The sequence below is a fragment of the Janthinobacterium sp. SUN120 genome, assembly GCF_030397735.1.
GTDB classification, from domain to species: domain Bacteria; phylum Pseudomonadota; class Gammaproteobacteria; order Burkholderiales; family Burkholderiaceae_D; genus Janthinobacterium; species Janthinobacterium kumbetense.
Window position 1 is genome coordinate 1146884 of record NZ_JAPUBW010000001.1, and the last position, 22733, is coordinate 1169616.

At 59.4% G+C, this 22733-nt stretch carries 21 protein-coding genes; 9 read left to right on the forward strand and 12 right to left on the reverse strand.

Features of this window, described 5'->3' with window-relative positions; translation table 11 throughout:
- Nucleotides 1-31: 31 nt before the first annotated feature.
- Genes prsR through O0879_RS05150 form a run of 3 tightly spaced genes read right to left on the reverse strand, consistent with a single transcriptional unit; the run spans nt 32 to nt 4836 of the window.
- Nucleotides 32-1387 (reverse strand): PEP-CTERM-box response regulator transcription factor, encoded by a 1356-nt coding sequence (gene prsR / locus O0879_RS05140; RefSeq protein ID WP_099664108.1) that lies wholly within the window; start codon nt 1385-1387, stop codon nt 32-34.
- Between the two features lie 12 nt (nt 1388-1399).
- Entirely contained in the window at nt 1400-3451 is a 2052-nt protein-coding gene (gene prsK / locus O0879_RS05145; protein ID WP_289915104.1) for an XrtA/PEP-CTERM system histidine kinase PrsK, read from the reverse strand.
- A complete protein-coding gene (locus tag O0879_RS05150; RefSeq protein WP_289915106.1) occupies nt 3448-4836 on the reverse strand; it encodes a TIGR03013 family XrtA/PEP-CTERM system glycosyltransferase in 1389 nt (462 codons plus the stop codon). Before O0879_RS05150 ends, prsK begins: the two co-directional genes overlap by 4 nt.
- A gap of 203 nt (nt 4837-5039) precedes the next feature.
- Between O0879_RS05150 and nadB the strand changes: the two genes are divergently transcribed.
- Nucleotides 5040-6653: an L-aspartate oxidase gene (gene nadB, locus O0879_RS05155; protein WP_099664111.1), complete on the forward strand. Its 1614-nt coding sequence runs from the start codon at nt 5040-5042 to the stop codon at nt 6651-6653.
- A gap of 39 nt (nt 6654-6692) precedes the next feature.
- Here nadB and O0879_RS05160 read toward each other — a convergent pair whose 3' ends face one another.
- From O0879_RS05160 to O0879_RS05180, 5 genes are read right to left on the reverse strand one after another with little or no spacing between them, the layout of a single operon-like run.
- Nucleotides 6693-8054, reverse strand: coding sequence for a toxin-antitoxin system YwqK family antitoxin (locus O0879_RS05160; RefSeq protein WP_289915108.1), 1362 nt, complete (start codon nt 8052-8054; stop codon nt 6693-6695).
- A complete protein-coding gene (locus O0879_RS05165) occupies nt 8039-9385 on the reverse strand; it encodes a toxin-antitoxin system YwqK family antitoxin (protein WP_289915110.1) in 1347 nt (448 codons plus the stop codon). The genes O0879_RS05160 and O0879_RS05165 overlap by 16 nt, the downstream gene beginning before the upstream one ends.
- A gap of 9 nt (nt 9386-9394) precedes the next feature.
- Nucleotides 9395-11749, reverse strand: coding sequence for a hypothetical protein (locus O0879_RS05170; protein ID WP_289915113.1), 2355 nt, complete (start codon nt 11747-11749; stop codon nt 9395-9397).
- Complete coding sequence (locus tag O0879_RS05175) at nt 11746-12504, reverse strand: PP2C family serine/threonine-protein phosphatase (RefSeq protein WP_289915115.1); 759 nt, start codon at nt 12502-12504, stop codon at nt 11746-11748. The genes O0879_RS05170 and O0879_RS05175 overlap by 4 nt, the downstream gene beginning before the upstream one ends.
- A gap of 14 nt (nt 12505-12518) precedes the next feature.
- Nucleotides 12519-13202: a VWA domain-containing protein gene (locus tag O0879_RS05180; RefSeq protein ID WP_077404035.1), complete on the reverse strand. Its 684-nt coding sequence runs from the start codon at nt 13200-13202 to the stop codon at nt 12519-12521.
- Between the two features lie 227 nt (nt 13203-13429).
- Here O0879_RS05180 and O0879_RS05185 point away from each other — a divergent pair, with 227 nt between their 5' ends.
- Entirely contained in the window at nt 13430-14026 is a 597-nt protein-coding gene (locus O0879_RS05185) for a hypothetical protein (protein ID WP_289915117.1), read from the forward strand.
- On the opposite strand, the gene O0879_RS05190 is transcribed toward O0879_RS05185, so the two are convergent.
- The 3 genes from O0879_RS05190 to O0879_RS05200 all read right to left on the reverse strand — a co-directional run bounded on the left by O0879_RS05190 (nt 13918) and on the right by O0879_RS05200 (nt 15360).
- Nucleotides 13918-14415: a DUF3304 domain-containing protein gene (locus tag O0879_RS05190; protein ID WP_289915119.1), complete on the reverse strand. Its 498-nt coding sequence runs from the start codon at nt 14413-14415 to the stop codon at nt 13918-13920. The genes O0879_RS05185 and O0879_RS05190 overlap by 109 nt on opposite strands.
- Before the next feature lie 68 nt (nt 14416-14483).
- Nucleotides 14484-14987, reverse strand: coding sequence for a DUF3304 domain-containing protein (locus O0879_RS05195; protein WP_289915122.1), 504 nt, complete (start codon nt 14985-14987; stop codon nt 14484-14486).
- A 34-nt stretch (nt 14988-15021) separates the two neighbouring features.
- Nucleotides 15022-15360: a hypothetical protein gene (locus O0879_RS05200; RefSeq protein WP_289915124.1), complete on the reverse strand. Its 339-nt coding sequence runs from the start codon at nt 15358-15360 to the stop codon at nt 15022-15024.
- 292 nt (nt 15361-15652) lie between these two features.
- Here O0879_RS05200 and O0879_RS05205 point away from each other — a divergent pair, with 292 nt between their 5' ends.
- The 4 genes from O0879_RS05205 (at nt 15653) to O0879_RS05220 (ending at nt 18040) form a co-directional block, all read left to right on the forward strand.
- Nucleotides 15653-16387 carry a helix-turn-helix transcriptional regulator gene (locus tag O0879_RS05205; RefSeq protein ID WP_289915125.1) on the forward strand — a complete coding sequence of 245 codons (735 nt, stop codon included), beginning with the start codon at nt 15653-15655 and terminating at the stop codon, nt 16385-16387.
- Between the two features lie 186 nt (nt 16388-16573).
- Complete coding sequence (locus tag O0879_RS05210) at nt 16574-17023, forward strand: hypothetical protein (RefSeq protein WP_289915126.1); 450 nt, start codon at nt 16574-16576, stop codon at nt 17021-17023.
- 33 nt (nt 17024-17056) lie between these two features.
- Nucleotides 17057-17449, forward strand: coding sequence for a hypothetical protein (locus tag O0879_RS05215; protein WP_289898059.1), 393 nt, complete (start codon nt 17057-17059; stop codon nt 17447-17449).
- Nucleotides 17450-17512: 63 nt separating this feature from the next.
- The gene (locus tag O0879_RS05220; protein WP_289898060.1) at nt 17513-18040 is read left to right on the forward strand and encodes a hypothetical protein; all 528 of its coding nucleotides are present in this window, start codon (nt 17513-17515) and stop codon (nt 18038-18040) included.
- Nucleotides 18041-18053: 13 nt separating this feature from the next.
- On the opposite strand, the gene O0879_RS05225 is transcribed toward O0879_RS05220, so the two are convergent.
- Nucleotides 18054-18509 carry a tellurite resistance TerB family protein gene (locus O0879_RS05225; RefSeq protein WP_099664126.1) on the reverse strand — a complete coding sequence of 152 codons (456 nt, stop codon included), beginning with the start codon at nt 18507-18509 and terminating at the stop codon, nt 18054-18056.
- Between the two features lie 257 nt (nt 18510-18766).
- On the opposite strand from O0879_RS05225, the gene O0879_RS05230 reads away from it, so the two are divergent.
- From O0879_RS05230 to O0879_RS05240, 3 genes are all read left to right on the forward strand, one after another.
- A complete protein-coding gene (locus tag O0879_RS05230) occupies nt 18767-19573 on the forward strand; it encodes a lipid II flippase Amj family protein (RefSeq protein ID WP_289915128.1) in 807 nt (268 codons plus the stop codon).
- 88 nt (nt 19574-19661) lie between these two features.
- Nucleotides 19662-20444, forward strand: coding sequence for a hypothetical protein (locus O0879_RS05235; RefSeq protein WP_289915130.1), 783 nt, complete (start codon nt 19662-19664; stop codon nt 20442-20444).
- A complete protein-coding gene (locus O0879_RS05240) occupies nt 20431-22731 on the forward strand; it encodes a UvrD-helicase domain-containing protein (RefSeq protein ID WP_289915132.1) in 2301 nt (766 codons plus the stop codon). Before O0879_RS05235 ends, O0879_RS05240 begins: the two co-directional genes overlap by 14 nt.
- Nucleotides 22732-22733 lie beyond the last annotated feature (2 nt).

Sequence of the window (22733 nt, forward strand, 5' to 3'; positions counted from 1 at the left end):
CTTACACAATCTTGATTTTTAATACATTCGCCTACTTGATGCCGTGATGGCCCATCAGGTCGTACAGGGTCGGCCGGCTCACGCCCAGCAGCTCGGCCGCCTTGGCGATATTGCCGTCGGCCCGCGCCAGCGCGCGCACCATCACCTTGTATTCGGCCCCTTCGCGGGCCTGGCGCAGGTTCAGCGGCTCGTCCGGGGGCGCCGCCCGGGCGCTGGCGGGCAAGCCCAGGTCGTCGGCGGCGATCTGCGGCCCGTCGCACATGATGACGGCCCGCTTGATGCAGTTTTCCACTTCGCGCACATTGCCGGGCCAGCCATAGCTTTCGATCAGCTGCAGCGCGCCCGCGCTGAAATGCAGGTTGCTGCGGCCCTCGCTGGCGCAGAACTTGTTCTTGAAATGCTGCGCCAGCAAGGTGCAATCGCCGGCCCGCTCGCGCAAGGGCGGAATGCGCAAGACGATTTCGCTGAGGCGGTAAAACAGGTCTTCGCGGAAACGTCCCTGTTCCGCCAGCACTTTCAGGTCCTGATGCGTGGCGCAGACGATGCGCACGTCGACGGCGATCTCGGCGCGGCCGCCTACCCTTTCGATGACCCGTTCCTGCAGGAAGCGCAGCAATTTCGCCTGCAGCGGCATCGGCATGTCGCCGATTTCATCGAGAAAGAAAGTGCCGCCGTGGGCCAGTTCGATCTTGCCCAGGGTTTGCCGCGCCGCGCCCGTGAACGCGCCCCGCTCATAGCCGAACAGCTCGCTTTCCAGCAGGTTTTCCGGGATGGCCGCGCAATTGATGGCAACGAAACGCTGCGCATGGCGGCTCGACAGCGCATGCAATCCCCGCGCGATCAACTCCTTGCCGCTGCCCGAATCGCCCAGCAGCATCACGCTGGCCGACGAGGGCGCCACTTTTTCCACGTTGCGGCACAGTTTCAGCATGCCGGGATCGCGGCTGACGATGCCGGCCAGGGGAGAATCGGCCTGCGTCTGCAGCATGCGGCGGTTTTCCTGCTGCATCGCGTGCAAGTAAAATGCGCGCGCGATGACCAGGCCCAGCATGTCGGCCTCGAACGGTTTCTGGTGGAAATCGTAGGCGCCCAGCGCGATGGCCTTCAAGGCATGCGCGCGCTCCTGGTTGCCCGACAGGATGATGACTTTCGTGTCCGGCGCCAGCGCGAGGATTTGTTGCAGGGTGGCCAGCCCTTCCGTGGCGCCGTCCGGATCGGGCGGCAAGCCCAGGTCCATCGTCACCACGGCCGGCTGGTGGCGCCGCACGAGCGCCAGCGCCGCCTCGCGCTCGCCCGCCAGCAAGACGTCGTAACCGTCAAAACTCCAGTGCAACTGCTTTTGCAGGCCGGGATCGTCTTCGATGACCAGCAGTTTCTGTTTGCCCATGGCACTCCTTTGCTATGCCGCATGCAGCGGCAGGATCACGCGAAACGTCGTGCCCACTTGCGGCTCGCTGTGCACTTCCAGGCTGCCGCCCACTTCGCGCAGGTATTCGCGGCTTTCGAACACGCCGATGCCCATGCCCGCCGTCTTGGTCGTGTCGAACGGTGTAAATAGACGTTCGCGGATGAATTGTTCGCTCATGCCCTGCCCCGTATCGTCGAGCTCGACGACGGCCGTATGCTGTACGCGCCGCAAGCGCACGGCCACCTTGCCGTCGCTGGCCGTGGCCTCGATGGCGTTCTGGATCAAATGGCCCAGCACCCGCTCCAGCCGCGCGCGGTTGGCCAGCACCGTCAGTTCGCCATCGACGATTTCCAGGCACGGGGCCGGCGCCAGGCTGGCCTTGGCCGCCACTGCCTGACGCAGCAAGCCGTCCAGCAGCAGCGGCGCCGGCGCTTCCGGCGCTTCGCCGCGCGCCAGTTTCTGCAGCAGGGTCTTCATTTTCTGCACGGAATGGTCCAAAGTGCCCAGCATGTCTTCCTGGAAGGCGGGATTGGCGCGGTGCTTTTCCGCATTGCTCAGTAGCAGCGACAGCTGGAACACCAAATTCTTGAGATCGTGCACGATGAAGGTGGACATGCGGTTGAACGAATCGAACTGGCGCGCCACCGTCAGGGTGGCGAGCGATTCGCGGTGCGCCAGGTAGCTGGCGGCCTGGCTGCCGGCAATTTTCAGCACGTCGCGGATTTCCCAGTTCAGGCCGATGCGCGTGCGGGGCCGCGCCAGCGCGACAAAGGCGAACAGCTGGCCGTGCAGCATCAAGGGCACCAGCAGCCACACGTCGGGCAGCGCCAGCAGCGCGGGCGGCAACGGCAAGCCGCCGTACTGGTCCGGATTCTGCACCCAGTCGGGCACGTCGATCACCCATTGTCTTGCTTCCAGGAACTGGCACAGGGGGCCGGACGCCGGCTCGCTCCACGTGCCCGGCGGCCAGTTCCAGCTGGCGGCCGGCGCGAACTGGCCCTGCTCGCGCAAGATCCACAGCGCGCCGGCGCGGCTTTCCACCAGCTGTGCCATGGCCTGTATCGTGCGTTCGCCCAGGTCCGGCCCATCTTCGGACAGCACGCGCGTAAATCGCAGCCACTCCTCGCGGTAATCGAAGATGGCATTGTAGAAATGCTTGTTGATCGTCACCTTCAGCTTGGCGCGCAAGCTGCCGGAAAACAGCACGCCCGCCAGCAGCAAGGCCGCGCCACCCAGGTAGGCCATTTGCATCAAGGAACCCCAGGTGCCGCCGAAGTAGCGCAAATAGTAGGCGCTGGCCGCCATGGCCAGCAAATAGATGGCCGAGCCCAGCAAGGCGGCCGAGCGATACAGCATCTGGCGCGACACGGACAAGCCCAGCGCCCAGCCGGGATTGCGCGCGGCCGAGACAGCCAGCAGGGGCGCGCACAGGGCGTCGACGATGCCGCGCGCGGCCCAGATATCATCGTTGACCGCGCGAAACAGCAAGGCGTCGCTGTACAGGTAGAAATCGTAGGCGAACAGGCCACCGACACCCAGGCACGCAAACTTGATGCCCCAGCGTTTCAAGGGCGGCGTATTGCGGTACCACTGTTCCACCAGCAACATGCCCAGCACGGCCAGCAGCAAACGGCAGACACTGGCGATGAATCGCGCCGGCAAAGGCAGCGCCAGCCAGGACGAGGCCATGGAGAGCAGCCAGGGCGCCAGCGCCGTGAGGGCGATGCCGGCCAGCACCAGGCGCAAACGGGACCGCGCCGGTTCGATCAGCAGCAGCAGGAACACCAGCCAGGCCAAGGTGCGCAGCAGTTCCAGCGCATCGCCGGCCAGCGCCGCGCGCTGCCCCAGCAGCACCAGCACGACCGTACCCGTCGCCCAGCCGCCCGTCGCCAGGCAGGCGACCAGCAAGGCGCGCACGTTTTGCCGCGCGCGCCAGTTGCTGATCAGTAGCAGCGCCAGCACGAAGAAGGCCAGCGACGCCAGGCCATGGCTGAGGGCCGCCGCATCGGCCGCCGCCAGCCAGTCCGACTGCGCCCGCATCATCGGCTGCCCTTGCCAAACAGCACCACCTGCACCGTGTCGAGCAAGATCAGCAAGTCGAGGAACAGGCTATTGTTTTTCACATAATACAGATCGTATTGCAGTTTTTTGACGGCATCGTCGACGGAGGCACCATATTGATAGCGCACCTGCGCCAGGCCCGTGATGCCCGGCTTGATGCTGTGACGAATGTTGTAGTACGGTACCTGCTGCTTCAATTGCTCGACAAAGTAGGCGCGCTCGGGGCGCGGTCCCACGAAACTCATCTCGCCGCGAAACACATTGAGCATCTGCGGCAGCTCGTCGATGCGCAGCTTGCGGATCAGCCTGCCCACGCGCGTGATGCGCGCATCGTTGTCCAGCGCCCAGATGGGCTTGCCATCGCGCTCCGCATCGCAGCGCATGCTGCGAAATTTCAGCACATTGAAGGGCAAGCCGTCGCGTCCCACCCGTTCTTGCTGGTAAAACACGGGGCCGCCGTCTTCCAGGCGGATACACAGGGCCGTCGCCAGCATCACGGGCAGCGCCGCCAGGCAGATGACGCCGCTGGCGGCCAGGTCGAACAGCCGCTTCGAGGCGGCGCGGAAAAAACTCTGGTCGAAGCCGCCGCCATAGATCAGATAGCTCGGTTGCAAGGAATCGATGCGGATCTGGCACGCTTCGCGCTCGAAGAACGTGGCCGCGTCGATCACTTTCACGCCGCCCAGCGCGCATTCCAGTAGTTGCTTGGCAGGAAATGCACCATTGCGCCGGTCGCTGACGGAAACGACGATTTCATGCGCCGCATGGCGCTGGGCCATGGCCAGCAGCGACGGTTCCGCCGGCAGCAAGGCCGAAGCCGGCACGCAGCATTGCTCGCCAGCCACGTCGATGCAGCCGACGACCGTAAACTGGTGGAAACCGATCTTGCTCGCCGCCAAGTCCATGCATTCGCGCGCCAGCGCCCCGCCACCCACCAGGATCAGCCGTCCCTCCATCAGCGCCGATTGCGAGGATTTGAACACCACCAGGCGCGCCAGCAGCACGCCGATGGCGCCCAGGCCGAAGATCAGCACGCTGCCGCGCCCGAAATGCAAGGAAGGAATAAAGCGGATCAAGACGCTGAGCACGGCAAAACCCAGCGCGAACGACGGCAGGATGCGCAGCAAGGTGTTGCGGATGTCTTCGCGCGAGCGGTGCTGGTACATGCCCAGCGCGCTCATGCTGAAAACGATGACCAGGGCAAAGATCGAGGACGACAAATACACCTCGCTCGCTCGCACGAGGCGGCTGCCATCCGCCAGCCACAGCAGCGACGTCAGGGTGGCCGACAGCAGCAGGATCAGGATTTCCAGCAACAGCAAGATAAACGCTGTTTTCGAGACGTAATGGCTGAAGATGCGGATCATGGGGCCTCCTGCGGCAAAGGCGACACGCCGCGCACAAGGCGGCCTGCTGCTCTCCTGCCATCATGGCGAACTGTTCCACGAAGACATTGATACGCCACAAGCTACGGCCCCAGCTATCTTTCACCGGCAGAATTTATCTCAACACATTACCGATTGATGTGAAATGGACTATAGTATGCTTCCCCTGAAAAAAGATAAATGTCATGAAATTTGATGTAGCGATTGTCGGCAGTGGCCTGGCGGGTTTATCGGTTGCACTGCATTTAGCTGAGACGCGCACCGTCGCGATCATTTCCAAACGCGCGCTGCTCGATGGCGCCAGCAACTGGGCGCAAGGCGGGATCGCGGCCGTGCTGGACTCGGGCGACAGCCACCAGCAACACATCGAAGACACCCTGATCGCGGGCGGCGGCCTGTGCGACGAGAGCGCCACGCGCTACATCGTCGAGCACGGCCGCGAAGCCATCGAATGGCTGATCGAGCAAGGCGTGCCGTTTACGCGCGACGCCACGGCCGAACTGGGTTTCCACCTGACCCGCGAAGGCGGCCACAGCCAGCGCCGCATCATCCACGCGGCCGACGCCACCGGGCACGCCGTGCAAGTGACCCTGGAAGAAAAGGTGCGCGCCCACCCGAACATCAGCCTGTTCGAACACCATTGCGCCATCGACCTGATCACCTCAGACAAGCTGGGCATGAAGCCGGCCCAGCGCAACGCGCAACCGCATTGCCACGGCCTGTACGTGCAGGATGAACAAACAGGGAAAGTCCTCACCTTTGCCGCCGAGCACACCGTGCTGGCGACGGGCGGCGCCGGCAAGGTGTATTTATATACAACGAATCCCGACACGGCCAGCGGCGACGGCATCGCCATGGCCTGGCGCGCCGGCTGCCGCGTGTCGAACATGGAATTCATCCAGTTCCACCCCACGTGCCTGTACCACCCGTATGCGAAATCCTTCCTGATCACTGAAGCCATCCGTGGCGAAGGGGGATTGCTGAAACTGCCGCCCGAAGCGGGCGCGGCGGCTGGCACGCGCTTCATGCTGGCGCACGATGAGCGGGCCGAACTGGCGCCGCGCGACGTGGTGGCGCGCGCCATCGACTTCGAGATCAAGAAACGGGGCCTCGATTACGTGCACCTGGACATCAGCCACAAGCCGGCCGAATTCCTCATCGAACACTTCCCCACCATCTACGCGCGCTGCCTGGAACTGGGCATCGACATCACCAAGCAGCCTATCCCCATCGTGCCCGCCGCCCACTACACGTGCGGTGGCGTCGTGACGGATCTGTCCGGCCGCGCCGACTTGCCGGGCCTGTATGCCGTGGGCGAAACGGCGTGCACGGGCTTGCATGGCGCGAACCGCCTGGCGTCGAATTCCTTGCTGGAATGCATCGTCATCGGCCGCGCCTGCGCGCAAGATATCGAAAGCAAGGAAAAGCTGGGCACGCCGTATCTGCCCGACTGGGATGAAAGCCGCGTCACGGATGCGGATGAGGAAGTGGTGATTTCCCACAACTGGGACGAGCTGCGCCGCTTCATGTGGAATTACGTGGGCATCGTGCGCACAACGAAGCGCCTGGAGCGGGCCCAGCACCGCATCGCCCTGCTGAAGGAAGAAATCGACGAGTACTACCGCAACTTCCGCATCACCCACGATTTGCTGGAATTGCGCAACCTCGTCGACGTGGCCTCGATGATCGTCAACAGCGCCCTGTCCCGCCGCGAAAGCCGCGGCCTGCACTTCAGCCGCGATTATCCGGAAACGTTACCGAAGGCCATCGCCAGCGTGCTGACGCCGCCGCACCGCTAACCGCGGCTGGAATGTGCGCCGGACTGGTACCGGCGCGCATTATTCCTCCGGCATCTCAAACTCGATCCCATCTTCCGTGTACGACATCTTGGCCGACTCGCCCGTGCATGCGCCCTGCGGCTCGTCCGCCACATAGCGGCATTCGCTTTCCACGCTGCCATCTTCCCGCCAGTGCCGGGTCCAGCCCTGGCGCTCGCCATCCACGTACTCGATCAGCTGCCTCGGCTTGCCATCGGCATACCAGGAACGCAAGGCGCCCTCCTCGCGGCCGCCCGCGTTCCATAGTTTGCGTACGATCAATACGCCGGCCCGGCTGAAGCGTTGTTCGCTGCGCAACACATAGTGATCGATGTGCGTGCGCTTGCTGGCGACTTTGCCGTCCGGGTAATATTCGACGCTCTCGCCGACAGGCTTGCCGTCCACGTAGTTGGCAGTGCGCTGCACCTTGCCATCCGGAAAATATCCGGTGCTCGGTCCCGTCATGACGCCGTTGTCATGCTGGCTGCGGCTTTCCACGGCGCCGTCCGGATAGAACCGCAGCAATTCGCCATCCGTCCTGCCCTTGACCTGGGTCGTGCGCGTTTTCAGCTTGCCGTCCTCGTCGAACGTTTCCATCACACCATCGGCGCGTGCGCCGTTGCGGTAGGTGCGCGACGCGATCTGCTTGCCATTCTGGTGATAAGTCTGCTCCTCCCCGTCCTGCACGCCATTGCGCCACGTAATACGCATGGAAACCTTGCCTTCCGGGTAATACAGAGTCTGCACACCCTCCTGCACGCCGCGCCCATCCCGCTCCATCTGCATCTCGACTTGTCCATGCGGGTAATACATGCTGTAGTTGCCCACCAGCTTGCCGCGCAGGTAATCGGGAGCGTTGACGTGGCCAATCAGCCGCTTCGGTTCGCCTTCGCGCACATGATAGATCGCGACTTGCCAGGTGCCGGGCGTCTTGCCGGGCGGCAGCGGCAGGACCAGCGCATAGCGCGCCTCTTCCATCACCTCGCCACGCGACAGGTTGTGGTTCAGGTAGAGCCGCGCCTTGCCGTCGGCACAGTGCGCATCGCAACCGCGCAGCATGTGGATGACGGGAATGGCCTCGGCCTTGGCCTGATCTGGTACCGGGCAGGCGCGCAGGCGCACGAGCAAGGGATTCCTGTCGCGTATCATGTTGGCCAGCTCGGCCTTCATGACGCCATACTGTTCCTCGTTCAGTCCGACCGACGCCGCATCCATGCGCAGCTGCCTGCCGCCGCAGCCCGTGTCCTCGTCCACGGTCAGGATATCGCCGCCGCCGGGTGCGACCGTGATCGCCGTGACCACTTGCCGCTGCACGATTTCCGCATGGGCCAGGGCCGGCAACAGCAGCATGGCGCCAAACAAATGTTTCAAAGTGCGCGCCATGCCTGCTCCTTGCGCTGCAGTTCGGGCGCTGGCGGCGCTTCCCCGCATGCGCCCTGGGCCTTGCCGGCCAGATACCGGCATTCATTCTTCAGGCTGCCATCCTCGTGCCAGCTGCGGCTCCAGCCGTCGCGCCGGTCGTTCACGTACTCGATGGCTTGCTCGGGCTTGCCATTTTCATACCACGAGCGCGACGTGCCCTGCTCGCGCAATTGCGCATCCCACCGTCTTTCCAGCACCAGCACGCCCTGCGGGCTGTAGCGCCGGACGCTCAGCAGCCCGCCTTCGTCGCCATATTGCTGGCGGGATTGCACCTTGCCGTCGGGATAGAACTCCAGCGCCTCCCCTACGGGCAAATCGTTGACCTGCGTCATGGTGGCGCGCACGGCGCCATCGGGATAGTATTCCGCGCTGCGGCCATTGAACTTGCCCTTGATCACTTGCGTGCGGCCGGCTACTTTTCCATCCGGGAAATACGAGAGCAGTTCGCCTTCCATGCGGCCATCGCGCAGCACGTAACTGGTACTCAGCTTGCCATTCGCGTCAAACGTCTGCACGGGGCCGTCCACGCGCTGTCCCTTGCGGTACACGCTGGCCTCGCGCAGCTGGCCCGTGGCGTGATATTGCTGGTGCGTGCCTTCCGGCAAGCCATGGCGCCAGTTGCCACGCGATTCCAGGCTGCCATCCGCGCGATACAGGCTGGTGACGCCATCCTGCCGTCCCTGTCCATCCTGCGCCACCTGTTTCTCGATTTTTCCATCAGGGTAATACGTGACATAGCCGCCCACCAGCTCGCCCTGCGCATAGTCGGCGCGGTTGACCTGGCCCGACAGGCGCAGCTTGCCGCCTGCCACGCTGACAATCTCCACCTTCCACGTGCCCGGCAGCTTGCCTTTCGGCAGGGGCAACAGCAGCACGTTCGGCGCGTTTTCCGGCTCGACGGGGTAGAAACGCTCGTGCAGGTACAGTCGCGCCCGGCTATCGGCGCAGGCGGCCGGCGTGCAGGCGGCGATGTGGCGCACGATGGGCACGCTCGCATCTTCCGGGCATTTTTTCACGGTGACGAGCATGGGCGTCCTGGCGCGCATGCGTTCAGCCAGCCGGACTTTCAGCGCCTCGTACGGCGCCTCGTCGAGGTTCACCGAGCGCGCATCCATGCGTATCTGCTTGCCGCCGCAGGCCGTCGTGCCGGCAATAGTGAACACATCGCCGCCTTCGCTATCCGGCTCGCTGGCCATCGCTGTCACCACCAGGCGCTGCACGATTTCCGCCTGCGCCATGGCTGAATACAGCAAGGAAGCGCCCAACACGGCGCATATCGTCTTGATTTTCATGCTATTCCTCTAATTTTCCGCCGTGACGGCGACACCGCCCGGCACGAAGCTGACCCGGCCATCGCGGTAACGCACCAGCACCACCACCTTGGCATCCATCAATTGACCGTGCTGCACGGCCGGCAGATAGGTCCAGCGCTGCACGCTATCGAGCAGCGCCTTGTTGAGCATGGGTTCCATTGGCAATTCCGCTGTCGCAAGCGTCAGGCTGCCGTCGGCGGCAATCGACAGGATCAAGCGGTTTTCGCCCGTCGCGTGCTTTGCATCGAGCACGCCGTAATCGACCGTCGTCATCGTCTCGCGCTGCACGCCGCCGACCTGGTCCCGCAGCGGCGGCATGGCCTGGAGTTTTTGCGCCAGCAGCGCGCCATCGGCCAGCGTCTTGTCCCAGCGTTTCTGGTAGGCGCCCGGTTGCGCCAGGCGCAACACCCGGGCGGTCAGATCCATGCGCTGCATGGTGCGCGCGACGCCATTGTCGGCCGGCTCGCCCGGGTCGGCCGGCAAGGCGTTCTGCACGGCATAACGGTAAGCCGTCAGGCGCGCCAGCGCCACCAGATTGACGGCGTCGCGCTCGTCGCCGCCGCGCAGCTGTGCAGCAGCCGCGATGCCCAGCCAGGCCGTGCCATCGGTCGGGCGCGCCCACACGGCTTGCTCGAAGTACTGGCGCGCCGCCTGCGGTTCGTTCACGCTCAGGTGCATGCGGCCCATGGCCGCCGCCACCAGATGGTCGCGCGGGTTGGCTTGCAGCAGATCAAGATAGTTGGCGACCAGCGCCGGCTGATAGCCAGGCACCCAGCCCAGGCCTTCCAGCAACGAGGCGCGCAGCTGCGCCTGCGTGCGGTCGCCGCCGTAGCCGGACTGCTTTTCTTCGCCGGCCCGGTACAGCAGTTGCAAGCCGCGCGTGACGGCGTCATCGTCGCCCTTGCTGACGGCTTGCGACAGGCTGCGCACGGCCTTGCGCGCATCGGACGGCTGGAAACCTGCCGCCTTGCGCGGGCGCCAGCGAAATACTTCCAGGCCGGCCGCCTGGTCGGCTTGCGCCTGCAAGTTGGCCTTGTCCTTGACTTCATCGGACGACGAGGTCCAGGCCGTAAAGCCGATCAGGAACAGCACGATCAAGAGCACCACCACGGCCCAGCCCTTGCCCGTGATGCCGCCGCCCGCGTTGCCCGCCACATTGCCGGCCCAGTTCGCAGCGGGAATGGCGACGGGCGCCTGCCCCGGCGCCGTGCGGCGCGCGCTGCGCTGCGGCGGCGGCTGTTGCAGTTGCATCTGCTGCGCCTGCACGGAAGCTTGCGCGGCCGCACCGATGACCTTGTCGCGCGCGCAGGCCGCGCAGCCCAGGCCCGCAAAATGCTGGTGTTCGGGATGCGCGGCACACACGACGAGCTTGCCGCCGCTGCGCTGAGCATAGCCGCGCAGCAACTGCGCCCAGTCGGCCGCCGCGGGCCGCTGGGGTTTTGGCGACTGGGAAAACGCGCGGTCGAACATGGCGCGCAATTCGGGCGGCATCAGCGCATGGCCGCTGGTGGCGTTCGGCGCCAGCTGCTTGTGGCGCTTCACGCCGTACGCGTAGCAGCCGTCGCGGATGCGGCCGGGAATGTCGGTCGCCACTTGCGCATTGCCGGGCCGCCCGCTGTACGGGTGGATGCCGAAGTTGAGCAACTGGAAGATGATGACGGCCAAGGCGAAGCGGTCTTGCGCCATTTCCGTGCCCGCCGGCATGCCCTTGCGCTGGAATTCCGGCGCCAGGTAGTCGGCCGTGAATTGCTCGGCAGGAAATCGCTCCGCATGGCCCTGGATGCTGAAACCGTCGCAATCGAGCATGGCGATGTACAGCGAATCGCGGTAGAAGCGCAAATTCACGGGTTTCAGATCGACCACGTAATGCTGCTGCTGGTGCAGCGCATCGATGACGGCGGCCAGGTTGGCGGCCAGGGTCAGCTTGGGACCGAGTCCCGTGGGCAAGCCGGCCGCGCGCGCCTGGCGCTCCTGCATGATCTGTTCCAGCTCGGCCGTCTGCGCCATGTCCAGCAAGGGCATGACGAAGCCGGCAAAGCCGCCCTGGCCATCGAACACGGCCGCTTGCGGCCAGGCGATCTGGACGTAGCGCTTGCCGTTTTCCACTTGATCGGGCAGCTCGGGCGACAATTCCAGCATCGCTTCGAGCTTGCGCCGGTTGGCGGCCCGGTCCAGGTGCGGGTGGTACAGCTTGGCAACCTGCGCGGGCGCGCCGGGCAACAGGTACACGCTGCCCGCGCCGCCGCTCTTGACGAGTTTGCCCAAGATCAAACTGCGGACTTTATCCAGCCAGATTTTTCCACCCGGACTCAGGCCGGGTGTCACGCCTTGCTTCCGGCTCATGCGCGCAAGGCCAGCAGCAGGGTCTTGTCGTCGCCCGTGATCTGGTGCGTGCGCGGGTCGGCCAGGGTGGACGCCAGCGCCGTATTGCCCAGCTCGATACTTTCGACCGTGCGCAGATAGCCTTGCACGGCATCCATGAACGGCGCGTACAGGCCCCCATTGTTCTTGCTCATGGCAAAGGGCATGCAGCCGTCCGACATCAGCACCACGCCGCGCGCGGACTGGGGAATCGGCAACAGGCGCAACTGTTCGCGCCAGCGCTCGCCGCTGATGAAATATGTTTCGTTGGCGTATTCGCCGTTGGCGGGCAGCGAGATGAGTTTGCCGCCATCGCCCAGTTGCGCCACGCCCAGGCCGTCGCCCAGGTGGAAGAAAAAGCCTGTATCTTGCCCCATGACCACGCCGACGACGGTGGCAGCGTAGTCGTCGAGGGTGGCGTTGGCGGCGCGGGCGATGTCGTCCAGCGCGGCGCGGATCTGCGCCAGGGTGCCAGCCAGCGCGCCGTCATGCAAATCCTGCACGGTGGCGCCCTGCTCCAGCCGTCCGGCCAGCGCCTGCACGGTTTGCGTTGCGACAAACTGCGCGCCCTGCTCGCTGAGCCTGGCCGAACCGGCGCCATCGCAGACGATGGCGACCAGCACGTCGTTCACGACGGCGTGCGCGTGCGCATCCTGGCAAGCGATGTCTTTATCCAGGTGCGCCTTGCCCGTGACGGAGGCGCCGAACACGCGCCAGATATTCTGTACTGCAGTCATGGATCAGCGGGCTTTCACGTATTCACGACCGACCAGCCGTCCGTCGAGGCCAGCTGGGCCTGCGCACCGGGACGCGATTGCGACACCACCTGCATGCTGGCGCTCAGCCACAGGAACAGTTCGCGGAACTGCAAGCCTTTCAACTGCTTCACGCCCCGTTCACCGCGGCTGGAGAATTCGCCCAGGGAATCGATATTTGCATGGTCGCCCACGGCGATGGGGAAGATCGCCACTTTATTCGCCTGCTCGGCCGCGCGCGCCTGTTCGGCGCCATGCTGCCAGCGATCCGTCGGTTCGCCGTCCGACATCAAAAACAGCCACGGCCGCGTGTAGGCCACGCCTGCCTGGCGGAAACGCTGCTTTTCCTGCTCGATTTCCGCCAGCGCCAGTTCCACGGCCGCGCCGGTCGGCGTGGTGCCGTTCGCTTCAAGACGAGGCGCCGTGAAATCCATGGCGTCGCACCAGTTGCTGGCGACGACCGCCTCATCGTGGGCGCCATATTGAATCACCAGGATGCGCACGCGCTTGGCGGCGATCACGTCGGATTTCAATTCCTGTTCCAGCAAGGCCAGGCCTTCGTTCAGCAGCGAGACGGGTTCGCCATCCATGCTGCCGGAGCAGTCCAGCACGAGCACCAGCGGCGTGCGTTGTTCGGTATTGTCGACCAGGGCGACGTCGGGGATCATTATGGAAGTCATGTAATTTTGATAGAGTTGCGAAATAGCCTAGCCCCGAAGCTTACCCTATGGATATGTTTTCCATGCGTCCGATTGCTTGGGATTGCGCCATGCGCTATCAAAGTGCTAATTTTCAGGGATTTTTTCATCCCTCCCCCAACGCGCGCCCGCCGAACTTGCTCTGAAAGCAACAACCTCGTACACTGCGCCATTCAGGTCGCCCGGCAACGGCCACATAAGCAAACTTGATGATGACACCGATCGCCAGCCTGGAAGCGCTGGAAGAATTCCTGGGAGAAAAACTGGACCCGTACGATGCTGGGCCGCCAATCGCGCATCCAGGGCTGCGGCTGTCGCAGGTGTGCAGGCAGGTGGCGCTGGAAATCCGCAACGGCAACGCCACTGCCGTGCGCGTCGCCGTCCAGATACTGACAAAAGATCCTGGCATGCCTTTCGGCAAACTCATCAAGAGCGGTTTCGCCAGGGCGTTAAAGCAACGTGCGGAGCTGCTGTCCGAGAGGCAACGACGTGGCTTGATCGCGAAAACCTGCGAGTTGCTCAGTCTCGAATTCTGTCCGCGAGAAACAGAAGATTATTGCAAATTAATTAAAAAATTTGATCCAGGCGAGTTGCTCGCGAGGATAGAGGATGTCCGCGTCACGGACGCGAAATCGCGCATGTTGCTGCAAAGCCTGATAGCCGACGGTGCGCGACGTACAGCCGCAAGTCAGCAGCACTATTCCCAGATGATTTCCAAGGGCACGCCCGGCTCCAGCTCCGCCTCCTTGCCGGAAAGCGGATATTTTCGATGCCCCAGCGAGTATTTGGTCACGAAGACCTTGTAGCTGCCATCGTGAAGAAAATGCACAACGAACCGGCCAGCATCGGCGGGAGCATACTTCGGCACCGGCACGGTTTGTTCCACGCGGATATCCTTGCCGTTTTTTACCGTATACATGACAACGGCCGCCTGCATCCCCGGCTTCCATGCCGCCGGTATCGAAAGGCAGCAAGTGTCTCCTCCGCCACCCTCGCCAGGAGCAAGATAACCGGCCTCCGCCGACGAACCATCGGCCAGTGTCACCATATAACTGCCGACGCCATGCTCGCCATGGTTGTAGGCCGTCAGGCTCACGGCGATTTGTCGTTCACTCCTCGCACAGCCGGCATTCAAAAGCGACAAGACCATGCACACGAAGCAGGCGGCATATTTACTTTTCGAGAAAAATATCATTTAGCCCTCAATCCAGCCAGTTATGACAGGGAATTTCATGTGCATGCAACCTCTGCCACGCAGCGTCTTCACTCCCAGATAATTTCAATGGGAACGCCGCGCTCCAATTGTGCCTCTGTTCCGGAAAGCGGGTATTTACGATGGCCGAGCAGGTATCGGGTGACAAACACCTTGTATTTGCCGTTGCACAGAAAATGCACGACGAACCGGCCAGCATCGGCGGGAGCATACTTCGGCACCGGCACTGTTTGTTCCACGCGGATATCCTTGCCATTCTTGATGGTATGCATGACGATATTTGCCGTCATTCCCGCTTGCCACACGCGGGGAATGGAAAGGCAGCACGTCAATCCGCCGCCGCCCTGGCCCGCGTCCAGATAGCCCGCCCCCGCAGTGGCGCCGTTCTGCAAGGTCACCTCATAGCTTCCCACCCCGTGATCGGTATGGTTGTAGCCGCTCAAATTCACCGTCAACTCCCGACTTTCCTTGCCCTGCGCGGCATGCGGCAAGGCCGTGAACAGCCACAGGAAGCCGATCAGCACCGTTTTCATCGAAAAAAGATTCTTGACCATGGGATACCCTCGGCAATCGCGTATGAATGACACGTCAATTCTGCATTGTTGTCACGCCTCGACGGTTGCCTATTTGCGTCTGCCGGTCGAGGTCATCGATTCCCGCATCGAGCGCGCGCTGCTGGTATTTGGCAACAAAAGCATTGAGCACGCGCGGCGGCGTGTCATTCGTCTCATCCGTGATCACGCGCCGCAGATGGCTGACCAGGTTGGCGGTATCGGCAGGCTTGACCTTGACCTGCCGCGCACCGCTGGAGGCTTGCGGCGCTGCCTTGTCGGCAGCCTGCGCCATGGGGTTGCCACCAATAAACACCAGCGCCGCGCACAGGGCCAGCGCCGGGAACGTCGTCGGGTAAGGCTTGCTTGGTTGCATAAGAACTTTCGCCAAGTGAATGGCATGCGACTCCCGCCTCACGCCTGGAGTTTATATTTTTTGACAATTTTTTATTGTATCGGGGAATTTTTTATCCAGGAGCACGATTGCATCGGCAGCGCCGCATTGCGGTGGCGCCGCGCATGTACTATCTTGATAGTTGCCCAGGAAAGAAGGCAGCGACCTGCCCCTCCTCACAAAGGTGGGGCTGATCGCTGCGCAACACCGCCCTTACCCAGTTCCGCACCTGCACGCCTGCGGCACACTGATGTAATCAGGATTGGGGGCAAGCATGCACACAGGGACAGTCACCGCGGATGTGGGCAAACTGATCGGCGCCATGTACGACTCGGCCTGCGGCACGGGCGACTGGCCGCAGCTCGACAACGCTGGACTGAACGGCCAGCAATGGCAGGAACTCCTGCCGCATCTGCAACGCGCGCTGTGCCTGCAGCAACGCTTGCGCGAGGCGCAACTGGCCAGCCACTGCGCGCTGGCGGCGCTCGATGCCATGGGCGCGGCCGTGCTGGTGCTCGATGGCAACCTCGCCTTGCGTTTCGCCACCCCCGCCGGACACGCCCTGCATGCGGCGCAACTGGAACACGCGGCCCCGCCCGCGCTGGTGCGCGCCGTGCGCCTGGTGATCGCCAGCGCCGGTGGCGCTACGCAATGCCAGTCGCTGCGCCTGCCGCGCAAGCAGCAAGCGCCGCTGGCCCTGACTGTCACCCCGCTTGCCGATTGCCAGCCCACCTGCGCCCTGCTGATTGCGCGCGACCCCACGAAAACGTGCACATCCGTCCCTGCCTTGCGCCAACTGTTTGATTTGACGCAAGCCGAGGCGCAAGTGGGCAAGGCGCTGGCGCAGGGAGCCACCATCGAAGAAATCGCCGAACAGGGCGGCATCAGCGTCAACACCGTCAAGACGCATCTGCACCACACCTATTTAAAGACGGATACGCGGCGCCAGGGCGAGCTGATCGCCCTGATCCACGGCGCCACGGCGCACCTGGCCGTACTCGATGCATGAGGCCGTGTCATCTGATCGGATGATGCGCGGCGCATGTTGCCTGCCTACACTGGCAAGACCGGGAGTCCGCGCCTTGCCAGACTGACAGCAGCGCTTGCGGACCAGCCGGTTCGGTTTCCCTGTCACCCACATCAACATCGCCGCGCCGGCAGCGGACGGCACCACAGTTCAAGGATGGGTAAAGAAATGAAAACATGGATCTTGGCCGGCACCCTGGGCGTCTGCGCCCTGCTGGCAAATGCGCAAACGCTCCCCGACAACCAGACCGTCGTCGTTCCCGGCGGACGCCTGCAAACGATCGAATTGCCGGCACACAGACATTTCATGAGTGCGGAAAGTTTTGCCCCGTTCCGCGGCGGCTATGAGCTGTCGAATGGGCAAGTGCTCTACCTGCGCAATGCGGGCAGCATCGGCGCCATGATGTATGCGCGCATCGATGACCAGGAAGAACACCGCATCATCGCCACCGGCAGCGACAGCTTCGTGGCGCTCGACCAGCAGCTGGCCATGCGCATCGACTTGCGCGACGACGGCAGCGTGGGCGGCGAAGTGCTGATGCGGGTACCGGCCGAAAAACTGGCCAGCGGCGAAATTGTGCCCGCCCATGTGCAAAGCATGAGCCTGGCATCGCGTTAGGGCGGCAAGCCGCATGCCGCATGGGTGACAGCCATGAGCAAACAGTATTCTGTGCAACAGCAAAACGCGCTGACCCAGGCCGCCATCAAGCAGACGGCGGCTTGGTGGCGCGCCCGCCCCCTGCCCGACGCCTTGCGCCAGTGCGCGGCCAGCCATGGCGTGGCGCTGGGCACGGCCCTCATGCTCGACCTGAAACTGGCCTGCCCCGGCATGCCCGCCGTGTACGGCAAGCTGCTGAGCGCCGATGGCCACTTCATTCATTTCGAGATGGACCTGGACGACGACTTGCGCCCCCTGCCCGGCAGCGTGGCGTGGGACGACATCAGCGCCGGCTACGACCTGGCCGCCCACAAACGGGGCACGGGCGTCGGCTATGGCGTGCTGTGCAAGAAGGTGTTGCAGGAATTGAATCGCGGCGCGTGCTAGCGGAACCGCCCTTGGCGCATGCTATGATCGGCGCCCCGTTCATGAGATAAATGGCAACGCTACATGCAGCATCCATCCGGCAACAACCCGATCCCGGCGCTGCTGCGCCGCGTCCTGCGCCTGCTGGCCTGGCCCTTGCTGGCCCTCGTCAGCGCCGCCTGCACCACCACCACGCGCCATCCTGCCAGCGAGCCCACGCAAGTCATCCTGCGCTTTACCTTTGACGATGGCAAGCCGATGCGGCATGAAGATCACATGGTCATGGCGCGCCAGGAAACGTATACCAAGTACTGCAGCAAGATAGGCAGCACCACTGTCTGCGATGTCGGCATCGATATACTGTATGCAAGCGCCGACGCGCCGCTCGACGCCACTGGCGAAGTGCGCGTCACCCTGCGTTCGACCGGCCCCATCGGCGACCTGCCGACCGAACGCTGCATCAATGGCAAGTCCTACCTCTTTAATTCCGGCGACTGGATACGCGGTCCGTTTCACCAAGGGCAGGTGATCGAGATCCGCTACAAGATAAGTCCATTGAAGATGGCATGCCCGAGGTCGGAGAGCGCACCGCCGTGGTGGGACAAGGATTAAGCTAGCCTGGCGCTTACTGCAGCTCGAACTCCGCCGGAGTCAAGCCCAGCTCGCGCGCGATCTTGCTGGCCACGCGTTGCTCGTTAGCATCGAAATTGCCGTCCGACGAAGCGACGGCGATAATCATGCGCACCAGCAAGCGCGACGCCTCCACATTCGACTTCATCTTGCCCAGCGCCTGATACGCCTTGGCTTCGCCGATATCCTTGTCGAACTCCAGCTGGCCGACATATTCCTGGAAAGCCTTGATCACGTCCGTGGTGGTAAACACGGACAGCGCGTCATTGCTTTCAATAAACTTCACCATCTTCTGCTTCTCTTCCGCACTGACGCTGCCGTCGGCCATGGCGATCAGGGCCGAGCCCGCCATCGCGGCGTTCAGAAAATCCTTGTTCTTGTACTTCAGGGCTTCGGTCTTCAGTTCGCTGGCTTTGGTCTTCAGTTTGGACAGAAAGGAATCGAAACTCATGGTGTACCTCCGGGTTGGTTGGTGCATATCGAGCGGCAAGACATGCCGCCACCACGGATAGTTGAGGGTGCAAGCTTGAAATACAAGCAAGGGACGAGCAACAAGCGCGCCGCGTTTGCCGATCGCCATGCCTTGCCCTGAAAAACAACTGCAATCCAACACCAATTGAGCCACACGCAACGTTAAATAATTTGCAGTTGAAAAATAAGTAACTTCATGGCAGCATGGAATTACATTTTCTTCACTGCAAGGTTGTGATGGACAAGCAATTGCTGTTGATTTGTGCACTGACGTTCATCATCCACATCATCGGCACCCTCGCCTACTCCGTGCGCATCGCCGGCATCCGCACGCGGCGCATCGCCGTGTCCCTGGCCCTGTTCAGCATTTTGATGCTGCTGTCGCGCACCTCGAATTCCTTCCTCGGGCCATTCCTCGCCAAGCGCGTGGAAACGGGCATAGACCAGCACGTGGCCGCCAGCACGCTATTGGTAGACTTCCGCTGGCTGCTGTTCTCCGCCAGTCTGGCGACCTTACTGGGCGCGATACTGATCCCCACCTTCCAGCGCGCCTTTTGCCGCGCCGTCGAACATTTCCAGGTGCACAGGTCCGTGCCGAAACTGCTGCTGCACGCCGTCTTCAAGGGTGGCTTGTCCTACCTCAAGACCTCCGCCAGCCTGCCCAAGCCCGCCAACGTCACCGGCCTGCGTGAAAAATCCGGCGTCTCCATCTCCATGACCGCCATGAACGTCATCGCCACGGCCCTGTGGACGGTAGGCGTCTTCGCGGCCCTGTACGCGGGCGTGCTCGACCCGAGCGTGCGCGTCACCTCCAGCACCCTGTCCTCAATCATCAACGGCGGCGCCACCATCATGGTGGCCATCTTCATCGACCCGCACATGTCAGGTATGACGGATGACGTCATCGAAGGCAAGATCGAAGAATCGCAGTTCAGACGGGCGGTGGTGTGGCTGGTGGGGAGCAGATTGGCGGGGACGCTGATTGCGCAGTTTTTGCTGGTGCCGTCGGCGATGGTGATTGTGGGGGTGGCGAAGGGATTGTAGATAAAACCTCTACGCATTAGACAAGATCCGCACGCATAAAAAACCTCAAGCGAATTTAAAATATACAAAGGAAAAAATGAGAGCGCTAGTGACAAAAGCTAAATTTGGCGAACTTACACAAGGGGCCATTTTCAACTGCCTAAGAACTCCTGATGCAGGAAGATCATATGGAGTTGTGGTGTCGGCAAGGTGTGACATTGCACACAGGAAATCAAAAACGGTCTTATGCCTTCCTATCCTACCTTTAAAAGACTGGATGTCTACCGTTGGAAAGCAAGAAGTTATATTGCAAGCTGGGAAATCCGTAGAAAAAATAGCATCAGACATTTTGGAAAAGTACACAATTGCAAAGGAATCCTTTCAAATATATGGCTACGATTCAACAATAGAAATTTTGAAAATTAAAAACATAAAGAAAAATGATCTTGACTGCATCGAATCTTTAAAACCGTACATTGAAGAAAAAGACATAATTAAAAGCAACAAACAAATGAAAGAAGTTCACAACAGAATACTAGATTCACTTTGGAGAAATTCCCGTTTAGATTCTCACTTTATTGAACGAATAAAAACCGATGAAGACTGTGTTGGGTACATTATAGATTTCACCCAACCCATAACGCTAAATAGAACAATTCTGGATGAACTTTCTCTTGGATTAGACAAATTAAAATATGATAGAGATAAATCCGGAAAATATTCAAATATAAATCTTGACAACCTAAGTGAAGGTGAGATATTTTCAACATTACAATCACCTTATATAGAACATATACTACAAAGATTTACAAGCTACTATTCAAGAATCGGAACATCAGACATTTCGAAAATTGACTTTCAAAATCTAAAAGGAAAATATGAAATCGCTTGAATATATCGGAATTACTGAGGAAGCAGCGAAAAGCATAATAACAAACAGAGAACTTCAAAGTTCAGACTTCGAACAATCAAACATTTTAATTAATCTATTCCTTGCCCTGCAGCCAGAAGAAAATTCTATTATATCAGGATTAAATTACAAGTTCATAAAGAATGGATGTATATTAACGGCAAAAGGAGAGAAGTACTCTATAGAAAAAAATACTTTAACCGTCGACTTCGAAACTTTCAAAATTGAAAAAGTATCAGAGAGCATGGTATTAACTGCAGTTCAAAAACTTCTAAGATTTGCAATAAAATACTGGGGAAACTTAAGCTTAAATAACAATGAGTACCTTCCGGTAGGATCACCAAAAGCAATAATTTTTCCATTCCCAATAACTAGCGGAGGTTCATATAGAATAACTATCGATCGTGAACCTAGTGCACGACGAATGTCAAGAAGATTTGCCGGAAAACACCTACTTGTTTACAAATTTGGCACAAGCGAAGGTAATGGATTACATGAAAATTGTTCAGAAACAAATTTCAATAAATCAATTGATCAAATTTTTGAGCGAGAGACTTACACTTCTACAGAAACGAATCCAACTGACTCATCAAAAGTATCATTCTTTCAGACAACTCTAGTCGAAAACTCTCTTTCCTCATCCAGTGTGCTTGGACAAACAGATCCCTTATCAAAATTATCGCCTCGCCAACTTGAATTTGTTCAACGCGACTATTCCGAACCAGCCCGAATAGAGGGCCCCGCAGGCTCTGGAAAAACAATTTGTATGGTTTTAAAGTGCCTACAAGGGATAAAGATAGCAAGGGAAAATGGAAAATCAAGTCGGTTTTTGTTTATATGTCCAAGTCAGGCAATGGTAAAGAATGTAAGTTATTTTGTTAGCATCCTATCAGGAATGAATGAAATAAGTGCAGATAACCAACACCCGTCAATAGAAATAAAGACATTACAAGATGTATGCCGAGATTTCTTGAAAGATGATATACATGAATCTGAACTATTAGACATAGATTCTTCGGAAGCAAAAAATCTCCAACTTCTTCATCTGGTAACATTAATTGATGAAGTAAAAAGTGGATTGTCCGGGCATCGTGATTTTATAAATGAACCACTATATGATCTATTTAACAAAGATGAACCTTTTCATATTGCAGAACTAGTTCGCCATGAAATTAGCGTAGTAATAAAAGGCAGATGCGATGAGGTATTCGAAAAATATAAATCAATAAAACGACCAGTATATGGCCTGCCGATTAGTTCAGAACACGATAGACGATTTATTTTTAATATTTTTAAAAAATATAGTGTCATACTAGATACTCTCTCACAATTCGACACCGACGACATAGCCATATCTGCCTTGTCTAAACTTGACTCGCCGATATGGAGGAGACGCAGAGCCCGTGAAGGCTATGATGCAATATTCATTGATGAAGTCCATCTTTTCAATATGAATGAACTTTCTTTGGTTCACTACCTCACAAAAGATACTACACAAACTCCAATTTCTTATGCCATAGATTTGTCGCAAGCCTTAGGTGATATTGCATGGAATGATATGGAATTTCACGATTCCATGGGAATCGAAAATACTGAACGACGTACAACACTACGGGCTGTTTTTCGGTGCACCCCGTCAATAACCGATTTGGCATTTTCGATTACATCTCACGGCGCAAACCTTTTTACGAATTTTGACAATCCGATTTCAGAGGCATCATATGTATTTGATTCAAATACTGAAGAATCCATACCACAATATTACCTATTAAATAACAATGATGCGATTTTAGATTATTCTTTTAAAGCAGCTGAGAAATTAAAAAGCACGAAAAACCTTAAAAGACATCAGATAGCACTTATATTCTTCGATCGTGGACTCTTCGATGATGCAGCACGCTACGTAAGCGAGAACAATAAATTGGCATCAGTATTGATAGAACGTGGCGATATTGAAGCAATTAAATCTGCCGAGAAAAGTGGTTGTTTCATTGTGGGCCATGCAGACTATGTAGGCGGTCTTGAATTCGAGGCAGTCGTATTGGTTGGTGTTGATGATGGTAGAGTTCCGAGCTCAGCAAGTATTACCTCAAATGCTAGCAGAGTTTTCCAAAACTACATCGCACATAATCGACTTTATGTTGCAGTTACCAGAGCGCGGCAACATGTTTGGATTATTGGAGAAGAGATTCGAGGTCCATCAATGGTATTAGAAGCTGCGATTGAAAATAAGAAAATAATAGTTACAAGGAACACAAGTGAATTCTGATT